Annotated in this window: 15 protein-coding genes; 14 read left to right on the top strand and 1 reads right to left on the bottom strand. The window is 70.6% G+C overall.

Annotation, left to right across the window (positions count from 1 at the left end; all coding sequences use genetic code 11):
- Positions 1–145: 145 nt before the first annotated feature.
- Positions 146–1,192 (bottom strand): NAD-dependent epimerase/dehydratase family protein, encoded by a 1,047-nt coding sequence (locus AB0F88_RS16915; protein ID WP_362683905.1) that lies wholly within the window; start codon positions 1,190–1,192, stop codon positions 146–148.
- A gap of 546 nt (positions 1,193–1,738) precedes the next feature.
- Here AB0F88_RS16915 and AB0F88_RS16910 point away from each other — a divergent pair.
- The 14 genes from AB0F88_RS16910 (at position 1,739) to AB0F88_RS16845 (ending at position 25,836) form a co-directional block, all read left to right on the top strand.
- Positions 1,739–2,785 carry a hypothetical protein gene (locus tag AB0F88_RS16910; RefSeq protein ID WP_362683902.1) on the top strand — a complete coding sequence of 349 codons (1,047 nt, stop codon included), beginning with the start codon at positions 1,739–1,741 and terminating at the stop codon, positions 2,783–2,785.
- Between the two features lie 234 nt (positions 2,786–3,019).
- Entirely contained in the window at positions 3,020–4,549 is a 1,530-nt protein-coding gene (locus AB0F88_RS16905) for a hypothetical protein (RefSeq protein WP_362683899.1), read from the top strand.
- The gene (locus AB0F88_RS16900) at positions 4,539–7,718 is read left to right on the top strand and encodes a phage minor head protein (protein WP_362683896.1); all 3,180 of its coding nucleotides are present in this window, start codon (positions 4,539–4,541) and stop codon (positions 7,716–7,718) included. The genes AB0F88_RS16905 and AB0F88_RS16900 overlap by 11 nt, the downstream gene beginning before the upstream one ends.
- 260 nt (positions 7,719–7,978) lie before the next feature.
- Positions 7,979–8,263, top strand: a complete 285-nt coding sequence (locus AB0F88_RS16895; protein ID WP_362684361.1) for a type II toxin-antitoxin system HicA family toxin — start codon at positions 7,979–7,981, stop codon at positions 8,261–8,263.
- The gene (locus AB0F88_RS16890; RefSeq protein WP_362683893.1) at positions 8,253–8,876 is read left to right on the top strand and encodes a hypothetical protein; all 624 of its coding nucleotides are present in this window, start codon (positions 8,253–8,255) and stop codon (positions 8,874–8,876) included. The genes AB0F88_RS16895 and AB0F88_RS16890 overlap by 11 nt, the downstream gene beginning before the upstream one ends.
- A gap of 201 nt (positions 8,877–9,077) precedes the next feature.
- Positions 9,078–10,709 carry a major capsid protein gene (locus tag AB0F88_RS16885; protein WP_362683890.1) on the top strand — a complete coding sequence of 544 codons (1,632 nt, stop codon included), beginning with the start codon at positions 9,078–9,080 and terminating at the stop codon, positions 10,707–10,709.
- Between the two features lie 76 nt (positions 10,710–10,785).
- Entirely contained in the window at positions 10,786–11,625 is an 840-nt protein-coding gene (locus AB0F88_RS16880; protein WP_362683887.1) for a hypothetical protein, read from the top strand.
- Positions 11,626–11,633: 8 nt separating this feature from the next.
- Positions 11,634–12,062 (top strand): hypothetical protein, encoded by a 429-nt coding sequence (locus tag AB0F88_RS16875; protein WP_362683884.1) that lies wholly within the window; start codon positions 11,634–11,636, stop codon positions 12,060–12,062.
- Position 12,063: 1 nt separating this feature from the next.
- Complete coding sequence (locus AB0F88_RS16870) at positions 12,064–16,623, top strand: hypothetical protein (RefSeq protein WP_362683881.1); 4,560 nt, start codon at positions 12,064–12,066, stop codon at positions 16,621–16,623.
- A gap of 71 nt (positions 16,624–16,694) precedes the next feature.
- Positions 16,695–23,882 carry a hypothetical protein gene (locus tag AB0F88_RS16865; protein ID WP_362683878.1) on the top strand — a complete coding sequence of 2,396 codons (7,188 nt, stop codon included), beginning with the start codon at positions 16,695–16,697 and terminating at the stop codon, positions 23,880–23,882.
- A 108-nt stretch (positions 23,883–23,990) separates the two neighbouring features.
- Entirely contained in the window at positions 23,991–24,485 is a 495-nt protein-coding gene (locus AB0F88_RS16860) for a hypothetical protein (RefSeq protein ID WP_362683875.1), read from the top strand.
- A gap of 104 nt (positions 24,486–24,589) precedes the next feature.
- Positions 24,590–25,054 (top strand): hypothetical protein, encoded by a 465-nt coding sequence (locus tag AB0F88_RS16855; protein ID WP_362683872.1) that lies wholly within the window; start codon positions 24,590–24,592, stop codon positions 25,052–25,054.
- A gap of 3 nt (positions 25,055–25,057) precedes the next feature.
- Positions 25,058–25,531, top strand: coding sequence for a hypothetical protein (locus tag AB0F88_RS16850; protein WP_362683869.1), 474 nt, complete (start codon positions 25,058–25,060; stop codon positions 25,529–25,531).
- Entirely contained in the window at positions 25,528–25,836 is a 309-nt protein-coding gene (locus tag AB0F88_RS16845; RefSeq protein ID WP_362683866.1) for a hypothetical protein, read from the top strand. Before AB0F88_RS16850 ends, AB0F88_RS16845 begins: the two co-directional genes overlap by 4 nt.
- The last annotated feature ends 50 nt before the right edge of the window (positions 25,837–25,886 follow it).

The following is a 25,886-nucleotide window of genomic DNA, read 5'->3' as shown; positions in this document are numbered from 1 at the left end:
AGGGTGTGCTGCAGCCGGTGGTGTTCGGCGGGGGCGCGGCCGCCGAGGACGCTCAGACCTGAAGGGGAGGGGGTGCGTGGTCGAAGCTGGTGGGCCCCGCCGCGCGGGCCTACTGCTCGGCGGGGCCTGAGGTGGTGACGTGCCGTCAGGCGACAGCCGCGACCGCGCTGGTCTTCATCCACGGCGGGATCGCTTCCGGGTTGGCCTGCAGCCACGCCACGTACCGGTCGATGCCGTCGTTGATGGTGATGCGCGGCTGCCAGCCCAGCAGGGTCCGGCTGCGGGTGGTCGAGGCGTAGGCGCCCAGCGGGTCGCCCAACGGGCGGGGCGCGTTGACCAGCTGCGCCGACGGGTAGTGGGTGGCGATGCGTTCGGCGATCTGACGTACCGACGTCGCGATGCCACTGCCGACGTTGATGGTCTGGCCGGCGGCGCCGTCGGTGAGCAGCGCCAGCACGGTGGCGCGGGCGATGTCCTCCACATGCACCATGTCCCGCACCTGATGTCCGCCGCCGTTCAACTGCAGCGGCAGGCCCAGATGGGCGGACATGGCCAGACAGGCGACCATCCAGGAGTGCGAGCCGGGCTTGGGCACCTGCGGGTCGCCATAGACGCTGAAGTAGCGCAGCACCGTGTACTCGGTGTAGCTGCCGTCGAGCATCAGCCGAACCTGGTGCTCGGCCCACAGCTTGGAGTTGGCGTACACCGAGATCGGCCGCGCGGGCTGCTCCTCGGTGAACTCGGCGACGTCTCCGGTGTCGGCGGAGCTGTCGCCGTAAACCGCCGCCGAGGAGATGAACACCAGCCGCCTCACCGAGGGGGCGTTCAGGACTTCTTGCAGGATGGTCTGCGTGCCGTGGACGTTCGCGGCGAACGCGGTGGCCGGCTCCCTCGTGCAGGCGGCCACATCGGCGTAGGCGGCGGCGTGGATGACGTAGTCGGCGCTGCTGACCAGCGTGCGGACGGTGGCGGCTTCGCGAACGTCACCCAGGACGATTTTCGTCCCCTCGTTCAGGCCGAAAAGGCCACGGACCGGATGCGGGTAGGCGTCCATGCTGTCCAGCACCACCGGGTCGGCGCCGACGGCGGCGAGCAGCCGCACGATGCGGCTGCCGACGAGCCCCGCGCCGCCGGTGACGAGCACACGAGCACCGTTGAGGTAGTCCAGGTAAGGACGAAGGTCAGCGAACACGTCTGGATCAGGCAGATGAGTATCCACGGCATGGAACCCTTCGGACGGGGGAATGAGCGCCGCGCAGATGAAGGACGACGGTTCGTTTCCGGGCGTCCCACAACTTCGGTGCGGCTCAAGAATCCGCTGCGGACCAGGTCCCGGGCCAGTACTTTGAGGGTCGCGGAAGGTGGCGAAAACCTCATCCTGAGTCACGAAGACTGCGGGGAAGCGATGGCCGGAAACACCGTGAACTCTCAACTGCAGGCGTGGGTCGATGCCAGCGGCCTGTCTCTGGGAGAGATTAGCCGCAGGGTCGGTGCCCTGGCCAGGGACCGCGGATACCGCCAGGTCGCCCCGGACACCACGCGGGTGCGGCGGTGGCTGAACGGGGAGCAGCCCCGCCCGCCTGTCCCCGAGTTGCTGGCCCACGTGCTCTCCGAGGAGCTGCGCCGGTCCTTAACACCCAGTGACCTTGGTCTGATGACTGTCGCTTTGCCACTGGATACCATCGAATTGCCGCTGCTACGAGAACCCGCTGCGGAGACCTTGGCCAGATGGACTCGGATGGACCTGCTGATGCCTGATCGCCGTGAAGTCCTCAACCTCGTCGTCGGTGCCCCGCTGATCGCCAGCACCTCACGCCTGCTTGAGACGGTCGGCCGTCCTCTCAGCCGCCGCCAGGCTGGTTTCGGCACCGACACCGTCGCCGCCCTGGAGGAAGTCACCGCTGCCTTCGCACGGCTGGAATCGGCGCACGGCGGCGCCCTGTACCGCTCTGCGATCGTCGGCCAGCTCGCGGAAGTCATGCGCCAGATCCAAGACGGCGTCCCGGAAAGTCTTCGCGTCCGCGTCTTCGCCACCACAGCTGACCTGGCCGCGCTTGCCGGATGGACCAGCCACGACGCCGGACGCTACGGCGCCGCGCAGCGGTACTGGTCATACGCCCTCTACGCCGCCGGTGAGGCAGGCGTACCCGGTCGCGGAGCGGAGATCACCACCCGCATGTCACACCAGATGATCTACCTGGGGCGGTTGCATGACGCGCTCGCGCTGCTGGACCTCGCAGCGGCCCGCGCGCAACGCGACGGCCAGGTGGCGGTGCAGGCGCTCGTGCAATCCCAGACCGGTCGCGTCCACGCAGGCCTGGGACGGCCCGGTGAAGCCGCCCGTCATCTCGGTCACGCTGACGAACTCCTCGCCCGGGTCACGGACAGACCCGAGTGGGTCGCCTACTTCGATGACGCCGAGCACGCAGGTGCCCGAGCTGTCAGCGCCCGCGATCTCACCCACCTCGGCCACCGTGGGCACCCCGCCAGCCCTCACTTCGACGCTGCGCTGCGGCTGCGCAGGCCAGGGTTCGACCGGGTACAGACGATGGACCTCATCGGCTTGGCTGCCGCGCTCCTCGATGAGGGCGACCTTGACCGGGCCGCCGCCGCCGGCCGCCAGGCCCTGGAGAGCGCTGGCCTGCAGTCAGCCCTCGTAGCGGCCAGGCTCAACACCCTGTTGTCCGCTGCGAACCAGCACCACACGGCCGAGATCATTGAACTCCGCGCTCAGGCTGCGGACTTCGCGGCCCGCGCGCCGATCACTTCGCAGGTCGCTGCCTGACCGGGGTGCTCCCGCTCGCCGAGTCGGCGCCTGCCGGCGCGGACGGTGAAGTCCGCGGCGCCGACCTGACCGTCCCCTCACTGCCGACCGCCTCGGCTTCTGGGGTGCGTCGCCTTGCCCGGGCCGCTGGAGGCTGGACGCTAGGCTGAGCGGTGCGCCGCTGAGCTGAGGGCCGGGCACCCTGCGTCAAACGGGAGCCCGTGACGTGACCAGCTTCCAGCCCGGCGGGTCGCCGTGAAGAAGGTGGCGCGCGAGCTCGTCGCGGCCGCCCAGCGGTGGACAGCCCGCCGCTTCCGCACCGCCCAACCCGACCAGACCTGGCAGCACAGGGCGTGGAGCTACTACGACAACACGCCGGAAGTACGGTTCGCCGCCACCTGGATCGGCAACGCCATGGGCAAGGCCCGCCTGTTCGCCGGGGTACGCGACAAGGACGGCACGGTCACGCCACTGCCCGACTCCCACCGCGCCTCCGAGCTGGTCGCCTCCATCGCGGGCGGCCCGGCCGGGCAGTCGGAGCTGCTCTCCGGATTCGGCCCCCACCTGGTGGTCGCAGGGGAGGGCTGGATCGTCATCCGGCCGATCGAGGACGCCCGCACCGGCCAGGTGCGCGGCGAGGACTGGCGGGTCCTGTCGGTGCTGGAGATGTCCTCCAAAGGCCAATCGCTGGAAGCTGAGATCGACGGCGACCTGGTGGAAATTCCGCCGCACGACCCGAGCAAGCCCGACGACCCGATGGCGCCGGTCGCGATCCGCGTATGGGACGCCCACCCTCGCCGCCACATCGAGGCCGACTCGCCCATCCGGTCGTCGCTGACGCTGCTGGAGGAGCTGCGGCTGCTGAACGCTGCCGTCGCGGCGATCGCCCGATCCCGCTTGACCGGCCGGGGGGTGCTGCTGGTGCCGCACGGCACCCGTTTCCCGACCAAGGGCGGGGCGACGCTCGACGGAGAAGAAGACGATCTGCTTGAAGTGTTCATGCAGGTCGCCGAAACCGCCTACAAGGACCCTGAGAGCGCGGCCGCTGCGGTGCCGATCATCTTGGAGGTGCCAGCCGACGCCATCGGCAAGATCGAACGGTTGACGTTCGAATCGGATTTCGACGACTTGGCGATGCGGCTGCGCGAGGAAACGATCCGCCGGTTCGCCACCGGCTTGGACACCCCGGCGGAGATCCTGCTCGGCACCGGTGAGGTCAACCACTGGGGCGGCTGGCAACTGAAGGAAGAGGCCATCACGCTGGCGGTGGAGCCGCGCCTGGGCACCGTCGCCGACGCGCTGACCACCCAGTGGCTCCGGCCCATCCTCGAAGACGAAGGCGCCGACGACGCCGGCGAGGTACTGGTCTGGTACGACTCCAGCACGCTGCGGGTCCGGGCCAACCGGCCGCAGACCGCACTCGAAGTACATGATCGCGGCGCGATTTCGGATGCGGCGCTCCGCAGGGAGACGGGCTTCGACGACGACGACGCCCCCGATCAGGAGGAGCTCGCCGCCCGCCGCCAACGCAACGGGCTGGGCGAGAACCCTGCCGACCAGGAGAGGCTGCCCGTCGACGAGTCGCAGGCGATACCGGACACGCTGCCCGCAGCTGCCACACCCCTGCCGCAGGGGGATCCGGTGGCGGCCGCGGCATGGGTGGACGTCCGCGGCCGGGAGCTGGCCGAGCAGCTGAAGGCCCAGCACGGGCTCAACGACGAGGAGCTGAGCGACCTGCTGTACGCGATGTGTCTGACCCGGGTGGGGGCGCGCCATGGCGGATGACGTGCGGGCCGGGCAGCGCGCGGACGTCACCCGCGCCTTGGCGGGGCTGGAGCCCATGGTGGAGCGGGTCGTGCGAGAAGCGCTCGACCAGGTCGCCGACCGCTACGCCGCCTCCCTGCGGGCGGCCGCCGTCACCGTGGAGGACCTAGCCGTGCTCGTCGCCCAGGGCGAGCCGGTCGATGACGCCGACGCCCGCCGGGTCGCCGACCTGTGGGCGGCGGTGATCGCCTTCATCCTGCTGGCGCTGCTGACCGTGTTCGGCGCCGCGATCGTCGCCGCCCGGCGGGCGCTCGACGCCCCCGCCGACCGCTCAAACGGCCGTTCTGACGACACCCGTGGTGAACCCGGTGGGCCGGACCAGCCCGCACCGGCCGAGCAGGCGCAGGAGCCCGACCGTCCCGGCGAGGTGTCTGACCTGGTCGACGTATACCTGCATCGGCCGCTGGAGCTGCCGGACGCGGTCCGCGCCTACCTGTCGGCGGCCGAGAACCGGCTGCGTGACGTCGGCGACTCCCTGTGGCAGGCCGCCCGGCAGGCGCTCGCCGACGGGGTCGCCGCCGGCGACACGATGGCCGGGCTGCGCGCCCGCCTGCACGCTACCTTCGCCGAGGGCGGCGCCCAGCTCGGCGAAGCCCGCGCCGCGCGTATCGCCCGCACCGAGACGCTCGCCGCCTGGAACTGGGCGCAGCTGCATGTGGCCCGCTCCCAGCCGGGTGATTCCCGCCCCCTGTACAAGAGCTGGCTGGCGACCCTCGACCTGCGTACCCGTGACGAGCACTTCCGCGCCGACGGTCAGACCGTCGCCCTGGACGCCGACTTCCAGGTCGGGGGGGAACTCCTGGACTTCCCCGGCGACCCGACGGCGTCGGCGAGCAACGTCGTGAACTGCCGGTGCTCCATGACCTTCCACGACCAGGCCGACCCGCCCGCCGACGACGAGGGCCGCCAAGGGCTGTCCACCCGAGAGATCAACGACATCGTGCGCGCATTCGAGGAGCGAGGAATCGTGAGAGACAGCCACATCAGCGCCGCGTCCGGAGGGCCGTACACCGGCGGCATGATCGCGCTGGTGCCGTCGCAGGCCGACCTCGACCGGCTCGCCGTCGACGGCGGCGAACTCCGTGAGGACCTGCACCTGACGTTGCTGTTCCTCGGAGACGTCAGCGACATCGCCCCTGAACAGCGCGCGGAGATCATCGACCAGGTGCGGGGGGTGGTCGCCCGGCTGAGCGACGAGCAGCAGGTCGACCTGCCGATCTGGGGTGACGCGTTCGCCATCAGCGCCTTCAACCCGGCCGCCTCCGACCGGGACACCTGCATCGTGGTGGGCGTGGGCGGCTCCGACCTCGCCTCCGTGCGGCAGGCGGTGGCCTCCACCGTGGGGGATGTGTTCACCTACCCCGACCAGCACGCGCCGTGGGTGCCGCACGTCACCTTGACCTACACCGACGACCTGGCCCAAGTCGCCGACCTCGCCGACCGCACCGGGCCGATCACGTTCGATCGGCTTCGGGTGGCGTTCGCCGGCGACGTCGTTGACCTTCCGCTCGGAAAGTCCGCCACCGAAGGAGAGACCATGCCCGATCAGGACCTGCCCGCCGCCGCTGTCCCGTCGCCGCGCCGCTGGTCGACGCCCGGAGACACGGCGCTCGCGTTCGAAAACCAGGAGACCGGCGACGGCCGGATCTTCGCGCCGCGGTCGCTGTACTGGGACGGCGACTCCTGGCCGCTGCAGTACGCCGACGAGATGCAGGGCGGCCACAAGGGCGCCATCCTGGCGGGCGCCATCCAGCAGGTGAGCCGCGACGGCGGCCGCATCCCCGGCTCCGGCGTCATCTACCCGAACATGGAAGCGGGAGCAGCTGCCCTGCAGGCGCTGGAGCAGGGGGCGCCGCTCGGCGTCAGCGTGGACCTGGACGACGTCGACATGGAGTTCATCGACCGGCGCCCCGCCCCGGAGCGGGCAGCCGAAGACGACGGCGTGATCCTGCTCGCCTCCCTCAAGGCGGCGTCGGTCATGCAGCTTCCCGACGGGGCCTGGTCGATCCGCGCCACCCAGGTGGTGGAGTGGACGACCGGTGACCAGGGCTCGATGAGCGGCGACGGGCTGAAGGCGGCGCTGACGGCGGCCGGGATCCTCACCGCGGCCGCCGGCGACAACGACACCAAGTCGGGCGAGGTGTTGTTCTCCGAGGCGTCGGGCGACTTCGTCATGCGCATCACGAAGGCCAGGCTGCGCGGCGCCACCCTGGTCACCATGCCCGCGTTCGCGCAGGCCCGCATCACCCTGGACCCGGTCGAGGCCACCGGGCCGGGGCTGGCCGCGAGCGACTGCGAGGAGTGCGACGCCGCCGAGCCGCAGGAACTGCTGGACCCGCTGACCGCGTCGGCGTGGCATGAGCTGCAGGCGATGCCGCCGCTGCCCTCGGCCTGGTTTCGTGAGCCGACGGCCGAGGAGCTACCGCCGGGCTCCGGCGGCGTCCATTACGCCGATGGCCGCGTCTACGGGTGGGTGGCGCAGGCCGGAGTTCCGCACGAGGCGTTCCCAGGCCGGAAGCTGACCGTTGAAAGCCTCGGTGAGCTCGACCTGACGACGTTCCTGCGGGCACGCTTCCAGCTCGACGACGGCTCCACGGTGCGAGTCGGCGCGATGACCATGAATGCTGGCCACCACCGCGACGGCGCCGAGTGTGAGACGGCCAGCTGCCAGTTCGACGACACCCGCACCGTCGCCGCCGTGATCACGGTGGGGATGTCGAAGCGGGGACTGTGGTTCTCCGGCGCGGCCGCGCCGTGGCTGTCGGACTGGGACCGGATGGTGTTCCAGGCGTGCCAGCCCAGCTACCACATGCGGCAGAACCCGAACGGGCAGTGGTCGCTGCGGGCCGTCTTGTCGGTGCCCGTGCCCGGGCACCCGTCCCGGCTGGCCGCGTCCGCCGTCGTCGGCCGGTCGAACCTGGCGCTCACCGCGGCCGCCGCACCCCTGCCGGCGGCGCTCGCCCCGGACATCGACTACGAGCGGCTGGCGGCTGCGCTCGCCCCCGCGGTGGTCGACGAGATGGAACGCCGGGAGGCGGCCCGCGCCGAGATCAAGGCGTTGTCCGCTGAGCTCGCCCCGGTCCGCGCCGAACTCGCCCAGGGCCTGGCCGTCACGGTGAAGGCCGCCTGATGGGCTGCTCGTGCTCGGGGCGCAGGGCGAACCGGCCGCTGTGGCAGGTGAGAGACGCCGCCGACCAGGTCGTCTATGAGAGTCCGTCTCAGTCGACCGCTCAGGCGGTCGGCCAGCGCTACCCGGACAGCATGACCGCTCCTGCTTCGGCGCCCGAGGCCACGCCACCGGCAGATCAGCGGCCCTCGGCGTAGGGAAAGCACTCGTGCGGCACGATAAGTGACCGATTGCGGGGAGTTTCGGGCCAATGTCGGAGGGTGATGGTTAAGGTAGGCGCGGCTGGTTTACCAGAGAGGCGTCAACAAGTGCCCAACCCGTTCCCCTCGCTCAAACCGCAAGAGCTGCTTCGCGTATTGCTGGCTCTTGGATATGAGGAAGTGGCATGTAAAGGATCACATCGGAAGCTTGTCTGCGAAGGGAGAGGGAGGCTGACCTTCGCCTTTCACGGGGGGAGTATCGCCCCCGGGGTAGTAAGAGACATACTGGTCAAGCAGGTAGGACTGGATGTGGACGAGGCGTTGAAGGTGGTGCGTGGTGAGCAGTGAGATCATTCATCTGATCGTGAGAGCGGGCTCGAACGACCGCGATCTTTATGCCACGTCGCCCCAGGCGCCGGGCCTGCTGTACGGGCGTCCGACCCTGAGGGAACTTCGCGACGACCTCCAGGAGGTTTTGGAGTTCCACTTCGAGCAGCCAGGCCCGTTCACGGTGCAGGAGCACCACGAACGCCACTACGACGTCGCTGGCGGCGAGCTGGTCACCCGTATGGCCATCGACGAGTGTGCGGACGTCCGGCAGGTCACGTGCGAGGTGCTTGGTCGGGCTGTCGCAGCGAACGCGGAGCAAGCGGAAGGGCTGGTTTCCGCTCCGGTCAATGCCGTCGGAGAAGTGGTTTACATTTGCGCGGTGATGTCCGACACCGTGGGTTGGATCATGGATCAGCTTGACCCGCATGGTGATGTCGTCAACGTGGCCGTCTCCGTGGCCAACCTCATGGTCGTCACGCTGCCCTTCGCCTACGGTGAGGCGGTTGCCCCTGAGGGCATGGTGAGTCTCGGCGCCAAGTCCTACACCTTGGAGACGAAACTCACCGACGTCATCCAAGATCTTGAGTTCGTCAGGCCGATGGCCGTCAACAAAATCACCATCTGCGCATAAGCGACCTTCACGTCAAATACGCGCATTTTGGGTTTCGGCGCCCCGCCCTCACAGGTCGGGGCGTTTCGCCTTTCTGGTGGTACAGCAACACGCACGCGAGGCGTAACAGGTGGAAGCTCGAAAGGACACCGTACGGGTACGCTACCTGCCTAGATAGCTGCTGGCCGCGGGCCGGGCTCTCCGACTGACCCAGGAGAGACCGTGGAGCGGTTCGAGCTGCCCGACGACATCACCAGCCTGGACGACGGCGAACTTTCTGCGCTCCTTGAGGGTGCCGTCGCCGCGTTCGATGCGCTGTCCACTTCCGATCGGGTGTCCGCGGACGACCTGACTGAGCTGCGCCGCCTGTCGGCGGCGGTCGGCGACATCCGCGCCGAGCAGGAGAACCGCCGCACCGCCGCCGAGGCGGCCGCCGCCGAGATCGACCAGCTGGCCGCCCAGGTGCGCGGAGGATCCGCAGAGGCGGCAGCGACCGACGCCGTAGAGGCCGCGGTCGAAGAGCCGGTCGAGCCGGAGCCCGCCCCGGCTCCGGAGCCGGTCACCGCGTCCGCGCACGTGCCAGCCCGCCGCCCGGCGCTGGACCTGTCCGGGGTGCGCCGCCGCATGCCGTCGGTGCTGCCGGCGCCACCGCCCCCCGGCCCGGAGATCACCGCCAGTGTGGACGTGCCCGGCTACCAGCCCGGCCAGCCGCTCGACATGGACGGCGTCACCGAAGGCATCATCCGCCGCGCCAACGCGCTGAAGACCGCTGGTGGCGGCGTCGGCCTGACCGCCTCCTACCGGCTGCCGTTCCAACACGACCTGATCATCAACGACTCCTCCAGCGGCACGGAGGGCACCCGCGCGGTGATCCTCGCCGCCGACCAGTCCCGCCTGTCCGGCGATGACCTGGTCGCCTCCGGCGGCTGGTGCGCACCCAGCGAAACGGTGTACGAGCTGACCAGCATCGCCTGCCCGGAGATGCTGTGGGACCTGCCGGAAATCCAGCTCGCCCGCGGCGGCCTGCGCTACTTCCCGATCCCGTCGCTCGACGTGGCCAGCATGACGTTCGTGCACACCGAGGCCGACGACATCGCCGGGTCGACGAAGCCCTGCTTCAAGATCCCCTGCCCGGATCCGATCGAGGTCCGATGCGACGCCATCGGCGTCTGCCTGGAGTCGGGCATCCTCACCCAGCGCCACTTCCCGGAGCTGGTCGCCTGGTACCAGCGCAACGTCATGGTCGCCCACGAGCTGCGCATCCGCCAGCACCTGTTCGAGCAGGCGCTGACGCAGGCCACCCCGGTCACCATCGCCGCCACCTTCGGCGCCCTGTCGGCCATCTACGCGGCCATCGCCCTGCAGGCCGCCGACATGGTCGAGCGGCACTCGCTGTGCGACAGCATCAACATCGAGGTGACGCTGCCCTGGTGGTCGCGCAGCCTCATGCTGGCCGACCTGGCGCGGCAGAACGGCCGCCGCCTCGACGAAGTCCGCACCCAGGAGCTCGTCGAGCTGTTCGCCACCCTCGGCGTGCGCATCCAGTGGGCGCGCGGCCTCGGCCCGGCCGTCCCGGCTGACATCGGCGGCCTCACCCCGGCCCTGGACTGGCCCGCCCAGCTGCAGTTCCTCATCTACGTGGCCGGGTCGCTGCAGGCCGGCCGCGGCGGTGAGATCAGCCTCGGCGTCATCCACGACAGCACGAAGTTCTCGACGAACGACTACACCGCCCTGTTCTCGGAGGAGTGTGTGGCGCTCGTCAACCGGGGTCCGGACCTGCGGCTCGTCACCGTCCCGATCTGCCCGAACGGCGCCACCGCCGCCCAGATCACGGCGGCCTGCCCGATCGCCTGACCGCACCTCCAACGATCGCGCCAGGTACGCGGCCTTCGCGCCTTGGTGCTCCTCGACCTCGTGAGGAGGTGGAACGATGCCGCACCCCGGCATGAGGCGCCGCGTCCAGGCCATCCCGGGCACGCCGCTGCCGCACGGGCTGCTCAACGGCTGCACGACCATCCTCGACGTCGAAGACCCCCACGAGCTGCTCGGCGTCGACTGGGTGTCGCTGTCGTGCAAGGAAGCCCATCCGACCGACTGGTGCCCGACCGACGACGCCGGCAACCCGCTGCCGGCGCCCGGCCCGAAAACGTTCGACCGTCCGGACTCGGAAACCGCCGGCCCGGTCACGATCTACGCTGGCGCCATCTGCTCGGCCCCCGGCTTCAGCTACGCGGAGGCCGAACAGCACGCGCGGGCAGGCCTGTCCCAGGGTGAAGGCCGCGCCCTGGAGGAGTGGTTCTGGCAGAACGTCCTCGCCGGGCAAGCCGTCGACCGGACCCCGGCGGCCGGGGCGGTGTCCGTCAGCCAGGGCATCTCGATCCTGGAGGGCTGGCTGGCGACCGACTACGGAGGCGTCGGCGTCATCCACGTCCCGGCGGGCGCGGCCGCGCTGCTCGGCCGCTTCCACCAGCTCGTCCAGCAGGGGTCGCGGCTGCGGACGTGGATGGGCAACTGCGTCGTCCTCGGCGCCGGTTACGCCGTCAACACCGGCCCCGACGGGAGCCCTGCTCCGGCCGGGCAGGCGTGGCTGTACGCCTCCGGCCCGGTCGTGGTCCGCCGCGGCCCGGTCGACGTCATCCCGAGTACCGCGTCGGCCTCGGTGAACATCCGCAACAACGACCGCCTGGTGCTGGCTGAACGGACGTTTGTGCCGTCCACGACGTGCGCGGTCGAAGCCGTCCTCGTCGACCTGTGCCTGTGCTGCCCGTAGGAGACCGCGTGATCAAGATCTGGCCGCGACGAGACCTGCGGCGCGACTTCGCGCGGTGGGCCGCCCCGCTCGGCATCCGCACCGTGTCGGTGACCGAGTTCGCCGTCCCCGACTCCCTGATTCCGGCCATCCCCGAGGAGCTCCTGGCGGGCGCCCGCCTCGATGGCCAGCCGTACGTGGCTCCCGCCCCGGAGCAGCAGACCATGCGAGGGGCTGCACCGCCCCCGGGGCAGGAGCCGCCCCCCGCCGGCGACGGCGGAGACGACGAGGGCGGGGGCGGCCAAGCCGCCGTCGAGCAGCAGGCGGCTTCGGCCCAGGACCCCGGGCCGGAGCCCGCCACCTCACTCACGCCGCAACCCGCGCCCACCTCGGAGCGCACCCCGCACCCCGCATCTCGCCGGAGGGCGACCCGCGGCAAGGGCGGGGAGGGCCGCTGAGATGGCGGTCGAGCCTCAGCCGTGCGCCCCCGGCGGAGGCGGCGGTACCGATGAGGGCTGCTGCAGCCCGTCGATCACCTCTCAGGCGTTGTGCCTGGCCGACGGCACGCCGATCCTGCTGGTGGTGCGCTCAGGCTGCGCCTGCGGCAGCACCCCCGCGGGCAACCCGGAGACGGCCGGCTGGATAGACCCGGCCACCGGGGCATTCACCCCTGGTCCGGCACCGGCCGGGGCCGGGCCGTGTGACGGCGGGTGCCTGGACGTCACGACGGTCCAGCTGTGCGACCTGACCCCGGGCGGCGGGTGCGTGCCATTCCTGCGACACCTGGTGCGCGACTGCGACGGGGCGATCACCTCCAGCACCGACACCGCCCTGGACGGCACGACCGCCTACACGGTGGTGGGAACCGCGGGCGACTGCTCGGCGTGCTCCGCCGAGTGCGTCGACACGATCTGCGTCCAGCGGTGCGACGACACCGACGGGGACGGCACCGCCGACCAGACCTACAGCGAACTGTGGTGCGTCCGCGCGGACGGCTCCGCTGAGCTGGTGCTGACCTACCAGGACGACCCATCGGTCCCGTACACGCCGGTGACGCCGGTCGAATGCACCTACGGCTGCCCCGAGTCCGAAACGGTCACATTGTGCGACGAGTCCGGACCGTTCCTGCGCCGGTACACGTTCCTGGCCGGCACCGCCACCTACGAAGACGTGGCCCTCGACGGGCAGACCCCGCACGTCGTCACCGGCACCGTAGGCGTGTGCGCCAGCGGCAGCGCCGAGCCGTGCGCCGAGCAGACCACCCCGGCCGCGACCCTGGGCCTGTGCCTGGCCGATGGCACGCCGATCGCCGTGGTGCTCACCCGAGACTGCGCCGGGACGATCACCCAGGACGGGTGGATCAACCTCACCACCGGCACCTGGTCGGCGGGCGCGCCGCCGGTCGGTACGCAGGCGTGCGGCGACTCCCGCGCGTTCGAACTCGCCGGGCTGCTGTGCGACACCGACCCCGCCACCGGCGACGTCCTCGGCCTGGTCCTCGTCGAGTACGCCTACAACCCTGACGGCAGCCTCGCTTCGGTGCGGCTGGTCAACCCCGCCACCGGCACCACCTACACGCTGCAGGGCGAGCTGAGGAACTGCCCCGGCGGCAGCGCGGCGCAGCCCGAGCAGGACCTGGTCAAGCTGTGTGACACCGCCGCCGATGAGACGGTCACGGAGTTCCTGCGGGACTACCGCCGGGACACGGTCGGCGCGATCGTCGGCCACTCCGACTACACCCTTGACGGCGCCGCCTACGTCCCGGCCGGGACGGTCGGGGCCTGCCCGGAGCCGCCGTGCAGCCAATGCCAGACGCACATCCTGTGCGACCTGCCCGCGAACACGGAAACGGCCGACGTACCCGGCGCCGCAACGAGCGGCCCCGGCAGCGAGACCGGCACGCTGCCCAACGGCGTCGATTACACGATCACGGGGGCTACCCGAATCGGGGGGCATCCGTGGTTCGGAATCGGCGCGAACGGCGTCGGGCCACAAACCTGGACGTTCACGCAGCCGGTCACGGCCACATGGGCCGTGCGGATCATCCGGCAGAACAGCTGCGCGGTGCTGCCCGAGGGCACCGAGCTGGTGCAGCTCGCCGCGGTACACACGTGGGACCCGGCGACGAGGACTCTGTGCGCGACCGCCGACAACAACGACGCGTCGATCTACTCCACGTTCAGGCACCCCGCCGCCGTGACGTCGCTGACCTTCGACATGAGCGGCCAGGGCAACGCGGGGTTGCTGCGGACAGTCGGCCTCATGGCCGTGACACCGGTGACGGTGCCGTTCCAGCGCACCACCTGCCGGGGCTGCACCGGCGAGGCCACCAGCACCACGGACACCACGCTCGACGGGGAACCGTACACCCCGGCCGGCACCGTCGGCGTGTGCGGGCCTACCGCTGGCACCGGCACGGAGCCGTGCGGGCACAGTGAGGCCCTGCCGCTATGTGACGTCGCCACGGACGGCACCAGCACGCCATTTTTGCGGCACCTCGTCTACGACTGCGCCGGGGCGGTCACCAGCACCGCTGACACCGAGCTGGACGGCATCACCCCGTACGTCCCGGCCGGGACTGTTCAGGTGTGCGCTCCGGCGCTTGGCGTGGATGTGGAGACGTATCCGCTGTGCGTCATCGACAACGCCACCGGGAACGTGATCCAGCACGTGCGGCGGGAGGTCGTCTACGACGCTGCTGGTGCCGCCGTGGCGGAGCGCTTCGTTGACGCGGTGACCGGCGGCCCCGTCGCGCTCCCCGGCGGCACCCACATTGGTGTCTGCCCCTCCGAGAGCGCATGCCAGAACTGCCAGACGGTGCCTTTGTGCGACACCGGCATCGACAACAGTTCGTTCGAGCAGGTGCCGATCTCGATACTGCCGAACGGGGGCGGCGGCCTGGGCAGCCCGGACTGGCCGTACGTGAGTGTCGGCGTCAACCAGGGGGGATGGGTCGCCAACCCGGGCTACTGGATCACCGTGCCGCCGCAGGCGCAGCAGTGGCAGGTCGGTGCGCCCGTCTACATGCGGCTCGGCATCAAGGGTCTGGCCCCGGGCGAGACGATCAGCATCAACACGCCGGGCTACGTCGTGGAGTCGCTGAGCCCGAACCACGTCCTGGTCGGGAATGTCCTGACCGGCGGCCCGGCGTCCACGGGCGCGGACGAGACGGTTCTTCGGTATGACACGCCGGGGCAGCAGTTCATCCTCCAGCCGCAGTCGGGGGACGGCAGCGGCCTGAGCTTCCTCCAGGTCAGCCTGGAGGAGCCGTGGGTCACCGAGGCGGTGGCCACGCCGTTCCTGCGGACCGTGTGCCGGGACTGCGATGGTGTGACCACCACGGTCACGGACACCGCCCTCGACGGCACCACGCCCTACACGGTGCTGGGCGAGGTGGGGGTGTGCCAGCCACCCGCCGAGGTCCCGGAGGTGCGCCTGGACGTCGAGACGCACCTGATGTGCTTCGTCGACGAGGCCAGCGGCGACGTCCTTGGCCAAGCGCTCGTGGAGCTGGTTTATGACGACCAGACCGGCGATCGCACGCAGCTGCGCTTCACCGACCCGACGACCGGCGACCCGGTGACGCCGCCGGCCGGGGCGATCCTGGCGGCCTGCGGGAACACCACCGGGCAGTGCCGCGACAGCACGACGCTCATGGTGTGTGACGTCACCACCACGGCGACACCGGTCACCCCGACCGTTGTGGACGCGGCGGCAGCCGACCTGAACCTCGGGGCGGCCTTCCCGGCTCTGGGAGGCGTCTACTCGGCGCTGTGGTCGGGCGGGACACTGAACTACCCGGCCGACCCGAACGCCTCCGCCGGTGACGGCATCCAGGTCTACCGGGCAGCGGCAGGCCGCGTCACTGCCTCGCCCGCGAACTGCGCCGGGGCGACGGGTGCGCTCACCGTCTCGGCCCGGGTCACGCTCAACGGGCCGAACCCAGGAGCGGGCAACGACGGCTCGCTGCGCATCTACCGGGGCACCACGCTCCTGGCCGCCGACAACGCCCTCTTCAACGCCCCGGTTGGGCACGTGGAGACTTTGACGGCGAGCACCATGGTCACCGCTGAGGACCTGGCGAGCGGAGACCTGTACGTCGCCCTGTGGCTGGAGACCTTCCACAGCGCGCCGAAGGCGTGGACGGCCGACCAGTTCATGATCTCAGCGGAGCTGGACGGGTGCGCCGTGCAGTTCCTCCGCACGGTCGTCGTTGACTGCGAGACCGGTGAAACGATCTCGACGGCGGACACGACCCTGGACGGCGACCCGTACACGGTCACCGGCGACGTCGGCCAGTGCACGGCCGCCGCTGGCGGCGGCTCGTGCTGCCCGACGGAGCCGTGCCCCGCCAAGTCGGTCATCAAGGCGTGCCGCTGCGACGACACCGACGGCGACGGCATCGGCGACACGGACTACGTGGAGCTGCTCGGCGTCGGCTGCGACGGCAGCCTGACCTCCCTGGGGACGTACACCGAGGACCTGTCGGCCCCGTACACGCCGGTAGCGCCTGTCGAGTGCCCGGTGGAGGGCGCTCCACCGGCGCAGTGCCCGACGCACCTGCTGAAGGAATGCCGGTGGGACGACACGACAGGCGACGGCCTGGGCGACACTACCTACGTCGAGCTGATCAGCGTGGACGGTTGCACCGGCGCCCTGACCAGCCTCGGCACCTACACCGAGGACCTGGCCGGCCCGTACACGCCGGTCGCGCCGACCACCGAATGCCCGGTCGAAGGCGCCTCACCGGCCCATGGTGTGCAAGCCCGCCGGGCGCAACTCGCCCCAGCGCAGTCGTGGTCGGCCGCCGGGGTGCCGTTGCTGCAGTCGGTCACCGCGACCGCGCACGGCGGCACCGGGCAGATCACCACCGTCGACGGCATCAGCACTTTGTTTCAGGGCGAGTCGGTCACCTGGTCGCTGACCCGCGACGGTGACGCGATGCTGGCCGGCCCGCTGATCATCGCCGCCCAGACCGGGACCGTGACCATCACCTACACCACCGGAGTGACGTTGTGAGTGGATGCTGCGGGCCTGGCCCGGTCATCGTCAGCGGGGCCGCGGCTACGCCACGAGTCGATGTCGAGGCGGTGCTGCTGTGTGATGTCCTGCCCGACGGCACCGTGGCCGCGACCGTCCTCGTCGAGCCCATCTACGACACCAACACCGGGGAGCGGGTCGGTACCCGCACCGTTGACCCGGTCACCGGCGCCACGTACACCCCGGCCGGGACGCTTGGCCCCTGCCAGCCGGAGGGCTGCGCGCGGCAGCTCTTCCAGAACCTTCGCTGCGATGACGGCGACGGCGACGGCATCGGCGAGGTCACCTACGTTGAGCTGTGGGCCGTCGACCCGTGCAACGGCGCCGCCCCGGAGCTGATCGGCACCTACCTGGGCGGCGACCTCGCCAGCCCGTACACGCCGGTCTCGCCGGTCGACTGCCCGCCGCCGGTCGAGTGCCCGACGTGCACGGAGCAGGTGCTGTGCGACACCCAGCCGGTCACCTCGCCCATCGGGCCGATGCCGCCCAACCCGGCCGGCGGCTACACCCTCGCTAACGGCGTCACCTGGTCCCGCACGGCGACGGACGTCCTGCTGTTCGCTAACGACCGCTGGCGTGCGGACACGACCCCGGACACCTTCACCTTCTCTAAGCCGGTGACCCTGGTGTGGGCGGCGTCCTTCTCCGGGCCGGGCACGACGACCGTGGAGATCCCGCCCGGCAACGACCTGGTGACCCTGTCCGCCGGGCATTCCTGGGACCCGGTCACCCGGCGCTTGTCGGCGACCGCCGGAACGACCGACAGCACCCTGGTCACCACGTTCCGCGCGCGGAACATCTCCTCGTGGGCTGCGCCCGCGCTCGTCGGCGCGGTCGCCGGGGCGTTCGCCTACTACGGCGACATGCTCGTCACCGTTGACGTCTCGCACGCGTTCCTGCGCCGGACCTGCCGCAACTGCGCCGGAACGGTCCTCTCCCAGACGGACACCGAGCTTGACGGCACCACCGCCTACACCCCGGCCGGGACCGTCGGCGTATGCGGCCCCGTGGACGCCGACCGGCAGCGGTACGACGCCGAGGTCATCGAGCTGTGCGACGTCGCCGCCGACGGCACCGCCACGGTGTTCCTGCGGCATTTGCGGTACGGCACCCTCGACGGCATCGTGTACAGCCGCCGGGACACCACCCTCGACGGGATCACCACCTACACCCCGGCTGGTGCTGTGGGCCGGTGCCCGCAGATCACGGACTGCGCCTCACCGACCACGCCCGTTGCCATGGTCGGGTTGTGCCTGGCGGACGGCACACCGATCGCGGTGACCGTGCAGCGGGACTGCGATGGTGTGGTCACCTCCGAGGGGTGGATCAACCTCACGACCGGCGCGTTCAGCGCAGGCGCTCCGCCGGCGGGGGCGGTGGCGTGTGGCGATTCCCAGAGCGTGCAGGTGTCTGGCACGTTCTGCGATCTCGACGCCGCGACCGGGGACGTGCTCGGCCTGGTCCTCATTGAGTACTCCTACGCCGCGGACGGCACGATCGACAGCGTGCGCCTGGTTGACGCCGTCACGGGCGCCACCTACACCCTGCAGGGCACCATCAGCGTGTGCCCGGCCGGGGTGGAGCAGCCGGAGCGGGACCTCGTTCAACTGTGTGACACCGCCGGTGACGGCACCGTGACCGCGTTCGTCCGGGACTACGCCCGCGACGAGAACGGCGCGATCACCGGCCACTCGGACTACCTGCTCGACGGCACGGCGTACGTCCCGGCCGGAACCATCGGCATCTGCCACGCGGAGTGCCGGAACTCCTCCACGGTCCTGGTGTGCGACGTCCCCGCGGACTCCTCCTCGGAGATCACGCCGACGATCGTGGACGGTGTGGCGGCCGATATCGCACAGACGCAGTTCGCCAACCTGGCCGGGCCCTACACCTCCCTGTGGACCGGCGACAGCCTGGTCTACCCGGCGGGGACAGGTCCGGGCCAGGAGCACCTGATCGCCGTCGGGCAGATCACGGGTGGCGCTGCCGGCTGCGAGGGTGCCTCAGGCACCGTGACCGTGTCCGTCCGCGTCACACAGAACGGGCCGGGCACCGGGCAGCTCTGGGACGGCGCGCTGCGACTTTTCCGGGGGACGACCGTCCTCATGGATGACCCCGTGGGGCTGTACGCCCCTCCAGGGCACGTGCAGACCCTCACCGTCAGCGCTCCGGTGACTGCCGCTGACCTTGTTGCCGGGGACATCCGGTTCGGGCTGGCCCTGGAGACCTTCCACGGCACCGCGAAGAGTTGGACGGCCGACGAGTTCAGCGCGACGATCGAGCTGGAGGGTTGTGAGGCCACCAGCAGCGTCCAGTTCTTGCGGACCCTGGTCACGGACTGCGTGAGCGGCGAAGTTGTCTCGACCACGGACACGACCCTCGACGGCGACCCGTACACCGTTACCGGCGAGGTCAGCCAGTGCACGCCCGCCGAGCCCGCCGAGTGCCGCAACTGCGAGGCGGTCGTCCTGTGCGACACCGTCGACGGCGCAGAGCCGCACAGCTTCCTGCGTACCGTGTGCCGGGATTGCACCGGTGCGGTCATCAGCGTTCTGGACACCGAACTCGACGGCACCGCCCCGTACGCGGTGATCGGCACCGTCGCCGCGTGCGGGGGCTGCGTCCGCTGCGAGACCTTGGACGTGTGCGACTCCGAAGGCGCGCCGATCCCGGCCGAGGTGACCGCGACGGACACCGCCTACCAGCCTGCTGGCCCGGGGCAGCGGCCCCTTCCGGGCGGCGGCGCTGCGCTGTGGAGCGGCGGCACGCTCGCGTTCCCGGCGGAGGCCGCGGCCCCGCCGGATGGGGGCGACCAGACCCAGGTGTATCGGGCCGTCGCCGCCGTCCTGGCCGCCGAGCGGCCCGCCTGCGATGACGGCACGGTGACGATCTCCGCGTCGGTGCACATCACCCACACCGCCAGCACGGGGAACGGGTTCGGCGCCACGGGCCACTACCGGCTGCTCCTGGACGGCGCCCAGCTCGCCATTCAGACCGTCCCAGCCGGGACGGTCGTCGGGTACGAGCAGACACTCAGCCTGTCGGCCACGGTCTCCGCTGGAGACCTGGCTTCGGGCAAGGTCGTCGCTGAGCTTGTCCTGGAGACCTTCCAAGGCGACCAGCAGGGGTGGAGCGCCGACGAGTTCACGGTGTCCGCCGAGTTCGGCGGCTGCCCCACACCGTTCCAGCGCGTCGTGTGCCGCTCCTGCGACGGCACGACCGTGTCGACGACGAACCTCACCTACGCCGGCGACCCGTACACGGTCCTCGGTGAGGTTGTGCAGTGCGCGGTTCCCGACCCCACGTGTGTCAGCGCCGTGCAGCTGGTGGAGCTGTGCGACCTGAACCCCGACGTCGCCCCCGACGGTGAGGGCCGCCGGTGCGCGACGCCGTTCCTGCGGCACCTGGTCTTCGACTGCGACGGCAACGTGGTCTCCCAGCGCGACACCGCGATCAACGGGGTCGACGACTACACGCCGGTGCTGGTCGTCGATTGCGGCGATGGCGGTGTGCCGGCGCTGGTGGAGCTGCCGTGGCCGCAGACGGGCGTGGGACCCGACCCGGCGCTGCCGGGCAACCAGGACTGGATCTACACCGTCACGAACCCGGACACGGGGGAGGCCGCCGAGGTTCACCTGCATGCCTCGCGGGCGGCCGGTGGGAACTGCGGGCCTTTGAACCCGGCCAACCCGGCGTTCAACAACCCGACCGCCTACACGCTGACGCTGGACGCGGTCGCCCAGCAGATGAGCACCTTCCGCCTGGACCTGATCGACTTCGACACGTTCGAGGGTGTGAGCGGCATCAACCCGCCGCCGTCGCGGGTTGAGGGCGACGCGGTCTGGTACGGCGGTTCGACGATCGTCCCGACGACGAACAGCGGCACCGCCCAGGTGTACTGGGACCAGCCACCGGCCCAGATCACTTTCAGCTACGGCAACTACGGCGGCGGCACGGCCTGCTTCGCGCTGGCGTTCCAAGGCATGACGTACAAGCCGGAGGGTTGCTGCGGCTGCGGGAGCGCCGCCAGTGAGTGCCAGCACTGCGAAACGGTCGTTTTGTGCGACGCCGGGGCGCCGGTGGAGGTCACCCTCGGCCGGGACCTAACGGACACCGACCCGACGCCGTACTTCAAGGCGGCGGACAACCTTTGGAAGCTGCCGCTGGCAGGCGGTGGTCAGGTGTTCTGGGACGGCCAGCCGTTGCACTGGCCGACCGAGAACTCGCCGCCCCCACCGGCGCAGCAGGCCAACGGCCAGCAGCACCACTACATCGCCGCTTTGATCCAGGGGGAGCCGTTCGTCGCGGACTGCCCCGGGGTGGAGCCACCGACCGAGGTCACGATCACGGCATCCGCCGTCATCGAAAATTTGGGCCCGACAACGGCCATCGCGACCGCCGCTCTCTTCCGCCTGCACGACGGTGCCACGCAACTTGCGGCCGGGGTGCAGTCCAACATGGGCTCCGGCAGCATCCGCACCATCACGTTCACGCACACCGTCACCTACGAGCAGTGGATCTCCGGAACCCTCGCGGTCGACCTGGACGCGGAGACGTACACGCAGGGCGCGAAGGGCTGGGAGACCCGGCAGTTCACCCTCACCGCGACGGCCGAGGTCGCGGGCTGCCCGACCGGCTTCCTGCGGACGATCTGCCGGGACTGCACCGGCACGGTCGTCTCCACGACGGACACCACGCCCGCCGGCGCCGCCTATACGCCGACCGGCACTGTCAGCGTCGGCGCGTGCCCGGAGGTTGCGGAGGAGCCCTGCCAGTCCTGCGAAACGCTGGTCCTGTGCGATGGTGCCGCCGAGGAAACAGCCACGATCACCGGTTCCGCCTCGTCCGGCACCCTGGCAAACGGGGTCACGTGGGCTGCGACGGGCGCGACCAGCCAGGGCCCGGGACAGCCGCCGACCCGGAACAACGGCGACGGCTCATGGTGGGGACTCCATTCCTTCCCGCATACCGTTGATGCGCCGACGACGTGGACGTTCTCGCGGCCGTCGGTCGTCGAGTTCTCGGTCTTCCTCCACTACTACCCGACGGTCCCGGCGATCAACAACGCGCAGCTCCCCGCCGGGCTGGAGGTCGTGCACCTGCCGGACGGGTACTCCTACAACGCAGCAACCGGCGTGCTGACTCGCACGTCGGACGCCGCCCCGGGTGACCCGTGTACGTATGTGACGGACCCGCAGGTCGAGACCAGCGCCCGGTTCCGCACCGCTGGCCCGGTCACGTCGCTCAGGACCGCACCGGCGCCCGGCAGCCGTGCCGCTGTATGCGGGACGTTCTTCACCTACTGGGCAGGCGCTCTCGCGGTTTCCCCCGGCGGCTCGTTCCTGCGGACCATCTGCCGCGACTGCGACGGTTCCGTGACCAGCGTCACGGACACCGCCCTCGACGGCGAGACGCCCTACACGCCGACGGGCGCCGTAGGGGCCTGCCGGGAGGAGCCGCCTTGCGACAAGTCGGTGCTGTCGGAGTGCGTCTACCGGCTGCCGGACACGGCCACCGGCTTCGACCTCGACCAGAGCACGTTCCCCGGCTGCTGGCTCGGGGTGGCCACCAACCCGACCTACGCGTACGGGAACCGGGTCACCTCGTGGGAAGGCACCTACCAGACGAACACGGGCACCGCCTCCTCGGTTGGGTTCACGAGCCCCGACCTCGGCGGTGCCATCAACTTCACCGCCTTCACCCCGGCCATCCCGGCCAGTCCGGCCCAGTCGGCCACGGGCTACCAGGGCACCGCGGTCATCAACGGCATCACCGTCACGCTGACCGCGACGGCGGGCAATGGCCTGTCGCTGGGGGGCACCCTGCTCTCCCTCACCCCCGGTGACCGGTTCCGGGTCGAGTTCTCCGACCCGGTACGCCTCACCCTGACCACGTCGGCGTTCGCGGACCCGCCGACCCCGCACTATGAGCGGTTGTGCGGCGTCGTCGCCGAAACGGTGCCGTGGCAGGCGGTGAAGCTCGCCGACTGCCAGGGCGCCGTCACCGTCGTGGACCAGGACACCCGGCAGCCGCTCCCAGGCGATGCCACGGTGGACTGCGACTGCTGCCAGCCGACGCAGGTGTGCATCCAGCAGGACCCCGAGCAGGTGGTCCACTTCATCACCAACGAGGCCCACCTTGAGGACAACTCGGTGGACCCGGTGTGGAAGTGGTCGCTCACCCCGGACAACCCTGCGGCGACCTGGTGGGACATGTACGAGGGCGCTCACGGGTGGGCCGGCGCCTGGACGGTGACCGACACCAACACCGGGCGGCCCGCCTGGTGGCTGTCGGCTCACCCGAACGGCAACAGCATCCAGTCCAATCCGCCGCTGCCGAACGAAGGGCCGTCGCTGCTCTTCCAGCATTGGTACGCCCGGGCGTTCTTCGACCTACCGGCCGGAGCCGACCCAGACTCCATCCAAATCCAGGTCACCGTGTTGAACGCCGACCAGTTCGGGCGCGCGTTCCGGCTCAACGGCGGGGCGTGGCAGCCGCTGCCCGCCACCGCCTGCTTCAGCGTTGCGGGCGGTTGCGCGGCCTACACCTTCGGGCCGGGCACCATCCCCGGAGCCCAGCCGGGCCGCAACTACCTGTACCTCGACGTTGAGGAGTCGGTCGGCGGCGCCTCCGGGCTCATGGCTCACCTGATCGTCACGTACACGATCGCCCGGCCGGAGCAGCGTTCCTGGACGCGGATGACGTGCTGCGACGACACGGTGTACTACCTCGACGAGAACGGGCAGCGCCAGGAGGCGCTCCCCGAGGGCTGGTCGGTCATCCCCTGCGGGAGCACCAGCGCCGCCCCGGTTGTGCTGTGCGACGACGACGGCCCGTTCCTGCGGCACGTCGCCTACATGGCGGACGGGCAAGTCACCGTCAGCAACACCACCCTTGAGGGCGGCGACTACAACCCCGTGGGCACGGTCGGTGCCTGCGCTGGCACCAGCACGGGCGGGGGCGCGGCGAGCAGCGTCTTCACGGGTGTCCGGAGCGTGACCGGCACGCTGGCGCAGAACATCAAGGGCGCGTTCTCCAACCTGCAGAGCATCTCGCTCACCGTCCTTGCCGGGGACGTGGCGGTGACGATGACCGACGGCGCGGCCGTTTCGATCCCGGCCGGGGTGACCCTCACCTGGTCGGTCGCCCGCGACAGCGACGAAGCACTGGCGGCCGCCTCGTTCGCCGGGCTGACCGCCGGATCGCAGTACGTCCTCAACTGGACGTACCGGGTATGAGCCGCCCTTGGCGCTCAGGGCGTCGTCCCGGTCGATCGGTGACGGCGCCCGGCGCGAGGGCAGCCAGCACAGCAGCGAGCGGACGCCAGGAGAAGAAGGAGGTGACAGGTGACCGGCACTGATGCACACCTGGCCCGGCGCGCGATGTTCGGGCAGGAGGAACTGCCTGGGCTGGCGGCAGTCCTCAACGGGCAAGGCCCCGGCGCCTGGCATGACACCGCCCTGGAGATCGACCTGCCCGCGGCCGGGGATTACCGGCTGGGGGGCACTGTCCTCGGCCACCTGGACCGGCTTTCGGACGGCTCGGTCCTCGTCGCGTCGTTGGAGGCGCGCCTGTTCGACGTGTCCGCCGGGGCCGAGGTGCCGCTGTCTCACCGGCTGGTCATCAGCTACGGCCCGGCCCAGGGCATCACGACCACTGGGGGTGTGTGGCATCACCGCGCCACCACTCCGCTGGACGTGCTCTATACGGTCGCCAGCGCACGCACGATCCGCCTCCAGGGCCGCTACCAAGGTCCCGTGGCGGAGTCTGGCACGACTGCGGCGTTTATGTCCGCTGGTGGTTTCCGCGGCCGGACCCTCCTCAACTACAGCAGGCTCTGATGTCGGGCACGGCTCGCTCCCGCATGCGCTCTCCCTCGCGCGGGGCCGGTTTCCACCACGTCACCGGGGCGCCTGACCCCTTTTTTCATTGAGAGGAAGCTCAAATGACCGGCACGAGCGGAAGCGTCGCAGGCACCAGTCGGGATGCCGAGTACGAGATCCTGTGCGACAACAACGGCGCATTTCTGCGCCGCTACACCACCGAGGGCGGCGCGGCCGTCGTCACGGACACCACCCTGGACGGGACGACCGCCTACGCCCCGGTTGGTACCGTCCTGCGGTGCGGCGTGCCCACACCGAACCCGGTGATCGACGCCACGATTCAGCGGCAGAGCGCCGCCGGTAACGTCACCATCGCTGTCGGGGCGCGTTCTGTGACGCTCGTCGTTTACGCCGGGGCTCCGACCGTGAGCATCGGCGGCGGCCCGGCTGTCGCGGTCCCGGCGGGCACGTCCCTGTCGTGGGGTGTGGAACGCGGCGGGGACGCCGGTGAGGCGCTGCAAGACGCCTTCGTGTTCACCTGGGTCACCGGCTCCGACTTCCTCGTTACCTCAACCCGCGAGATGTGAGCCGTGGCTGGAACCGGCGCTTCGCTGCGCCTCACCGGCCACGGCTTCGCCACCCTGCCCGCAGGCGTAGACCTCCAGCCCACGCCCACCGGCACGTGGACGAACACCGGCCTGCAGATCACGTTGCCGCAGGCGGGGACGTACCATCTGGCGGCGAGCGTGCGCGGAGTCCTCACTGCGGTAACCCCCTGCAACGTCTTCATCCTCGCGCGGCTCCTGGACGTCACCACCGGGGCCGTCGTGCCGGACAGTGAGGTCCTGGTGCAGCAGATCGACCACGCCGCCTCACCGGCGGGGACCGTCGTCTCGTCGGGCGCCAACCAGTCCGCGCCGATCCTGATCGCCTACACCGTTCCGGCTTCGCGTCTGGTCCGGCTCCAGGTGGCCCGGACCAACGTCACCGGCACGTCCGGGTCCGCGCGGATCGAGAGCAACGCCAGCGGCCGTACGACGCTGCTGTACGAGCGGGTCGCATGAGCACCCAGGGGGACTACAGCCCGGTGGCGGCTCAGGCCGTGGGGTATCACGGCGTCACCAACGGCAGCGGCAACGTCACCTTCACCTGGCCCGCTGGGGCGTTCGCTGTGGCGCCGGTGGTCACGCTCGCCCTGCAGTCGGCGTCGGTGCAGATCCTCAGCGCGCGGATCACCTCGAACACGCCGACGGCGACCACGGTGCAGGTACTGGTCACGACGGGACTGACCGTGCTCGGGCTCAGCGTCCTGGGGCCAGGGGTCGCCGCGAGCGGGGTGACCGTCCACGCCATTGCGGTCAAGGCGTAACCGAACAACTAGACTTTTTCAAAGCCGCTGGTTGCTGGCCGGGCTCAAGC

The organism is Streptosporangium sp. NPDC023963 (assembly GCF_040639135.1).
GTDB lineage: Bacteria > Actinomycetota > Actinomycetes > Streptosporangiales > Streptosporangiaceae > Streptosporangium.
Note: the sequence above shows the minus strand (reverse complement) of the source record. Positions and strands in the feature narration are given on the sequence as shown.

Bases quoted from the DNA above. Each gene is read 5' to 3' on its own strand.
- AB0F88_RS16910 (WP_362683902.1), top strand. From the start codon at position 1,739: ATGGACCTGCTGATGCCTGATCGCCGTGAAGTCCTCAACCTCGTCGTC.
- AB0F88_RS16900 (WP_362683896.1), top strand. From the start codon at position 4,539: ATGGCGGATGACGTGCGGGCCGGGCAGCGCGCGGACGTCACCCGCGCC.
- AB0F88_RS16895 (WP_362684361.1), top strand. From the start codon at position 7,979: ATGGTTAAGGTAGGCGCGGCTGGTTTACCAGAGAGGCGTCAACAAGTG.
- AB0F88_RS16880 (WP_362683887.1), top strand. From the start codon at position 10,786: ATGCCGCACCCCGGCATGAGGCGCCGCGTCCAGGCCATCCCGGGCACG.
- AB0F88_RS16870 (WP_362683881.1), top strand. From the start codon at position 12,064: ATGGCGGTCGAGCCTCAGCCGTGCGCCCCCGGCGGAGGCGGCGGTACC.
- AB0F88_RS16855 (WP_362683872.1), top strand. From the start codon at position 24,590: ATGACCGGCACGAGCGGAAGCGTCGCAGGCACCAGTCGGGATGCCGAG.
- AB0F88_RS16845 (WP_362683866.1), top strand. From the start codon at position 25,528: ATGAGCACCCAGGGGGACTACAGCCCGGTGGCGGCTCAGGCCGTGGGG.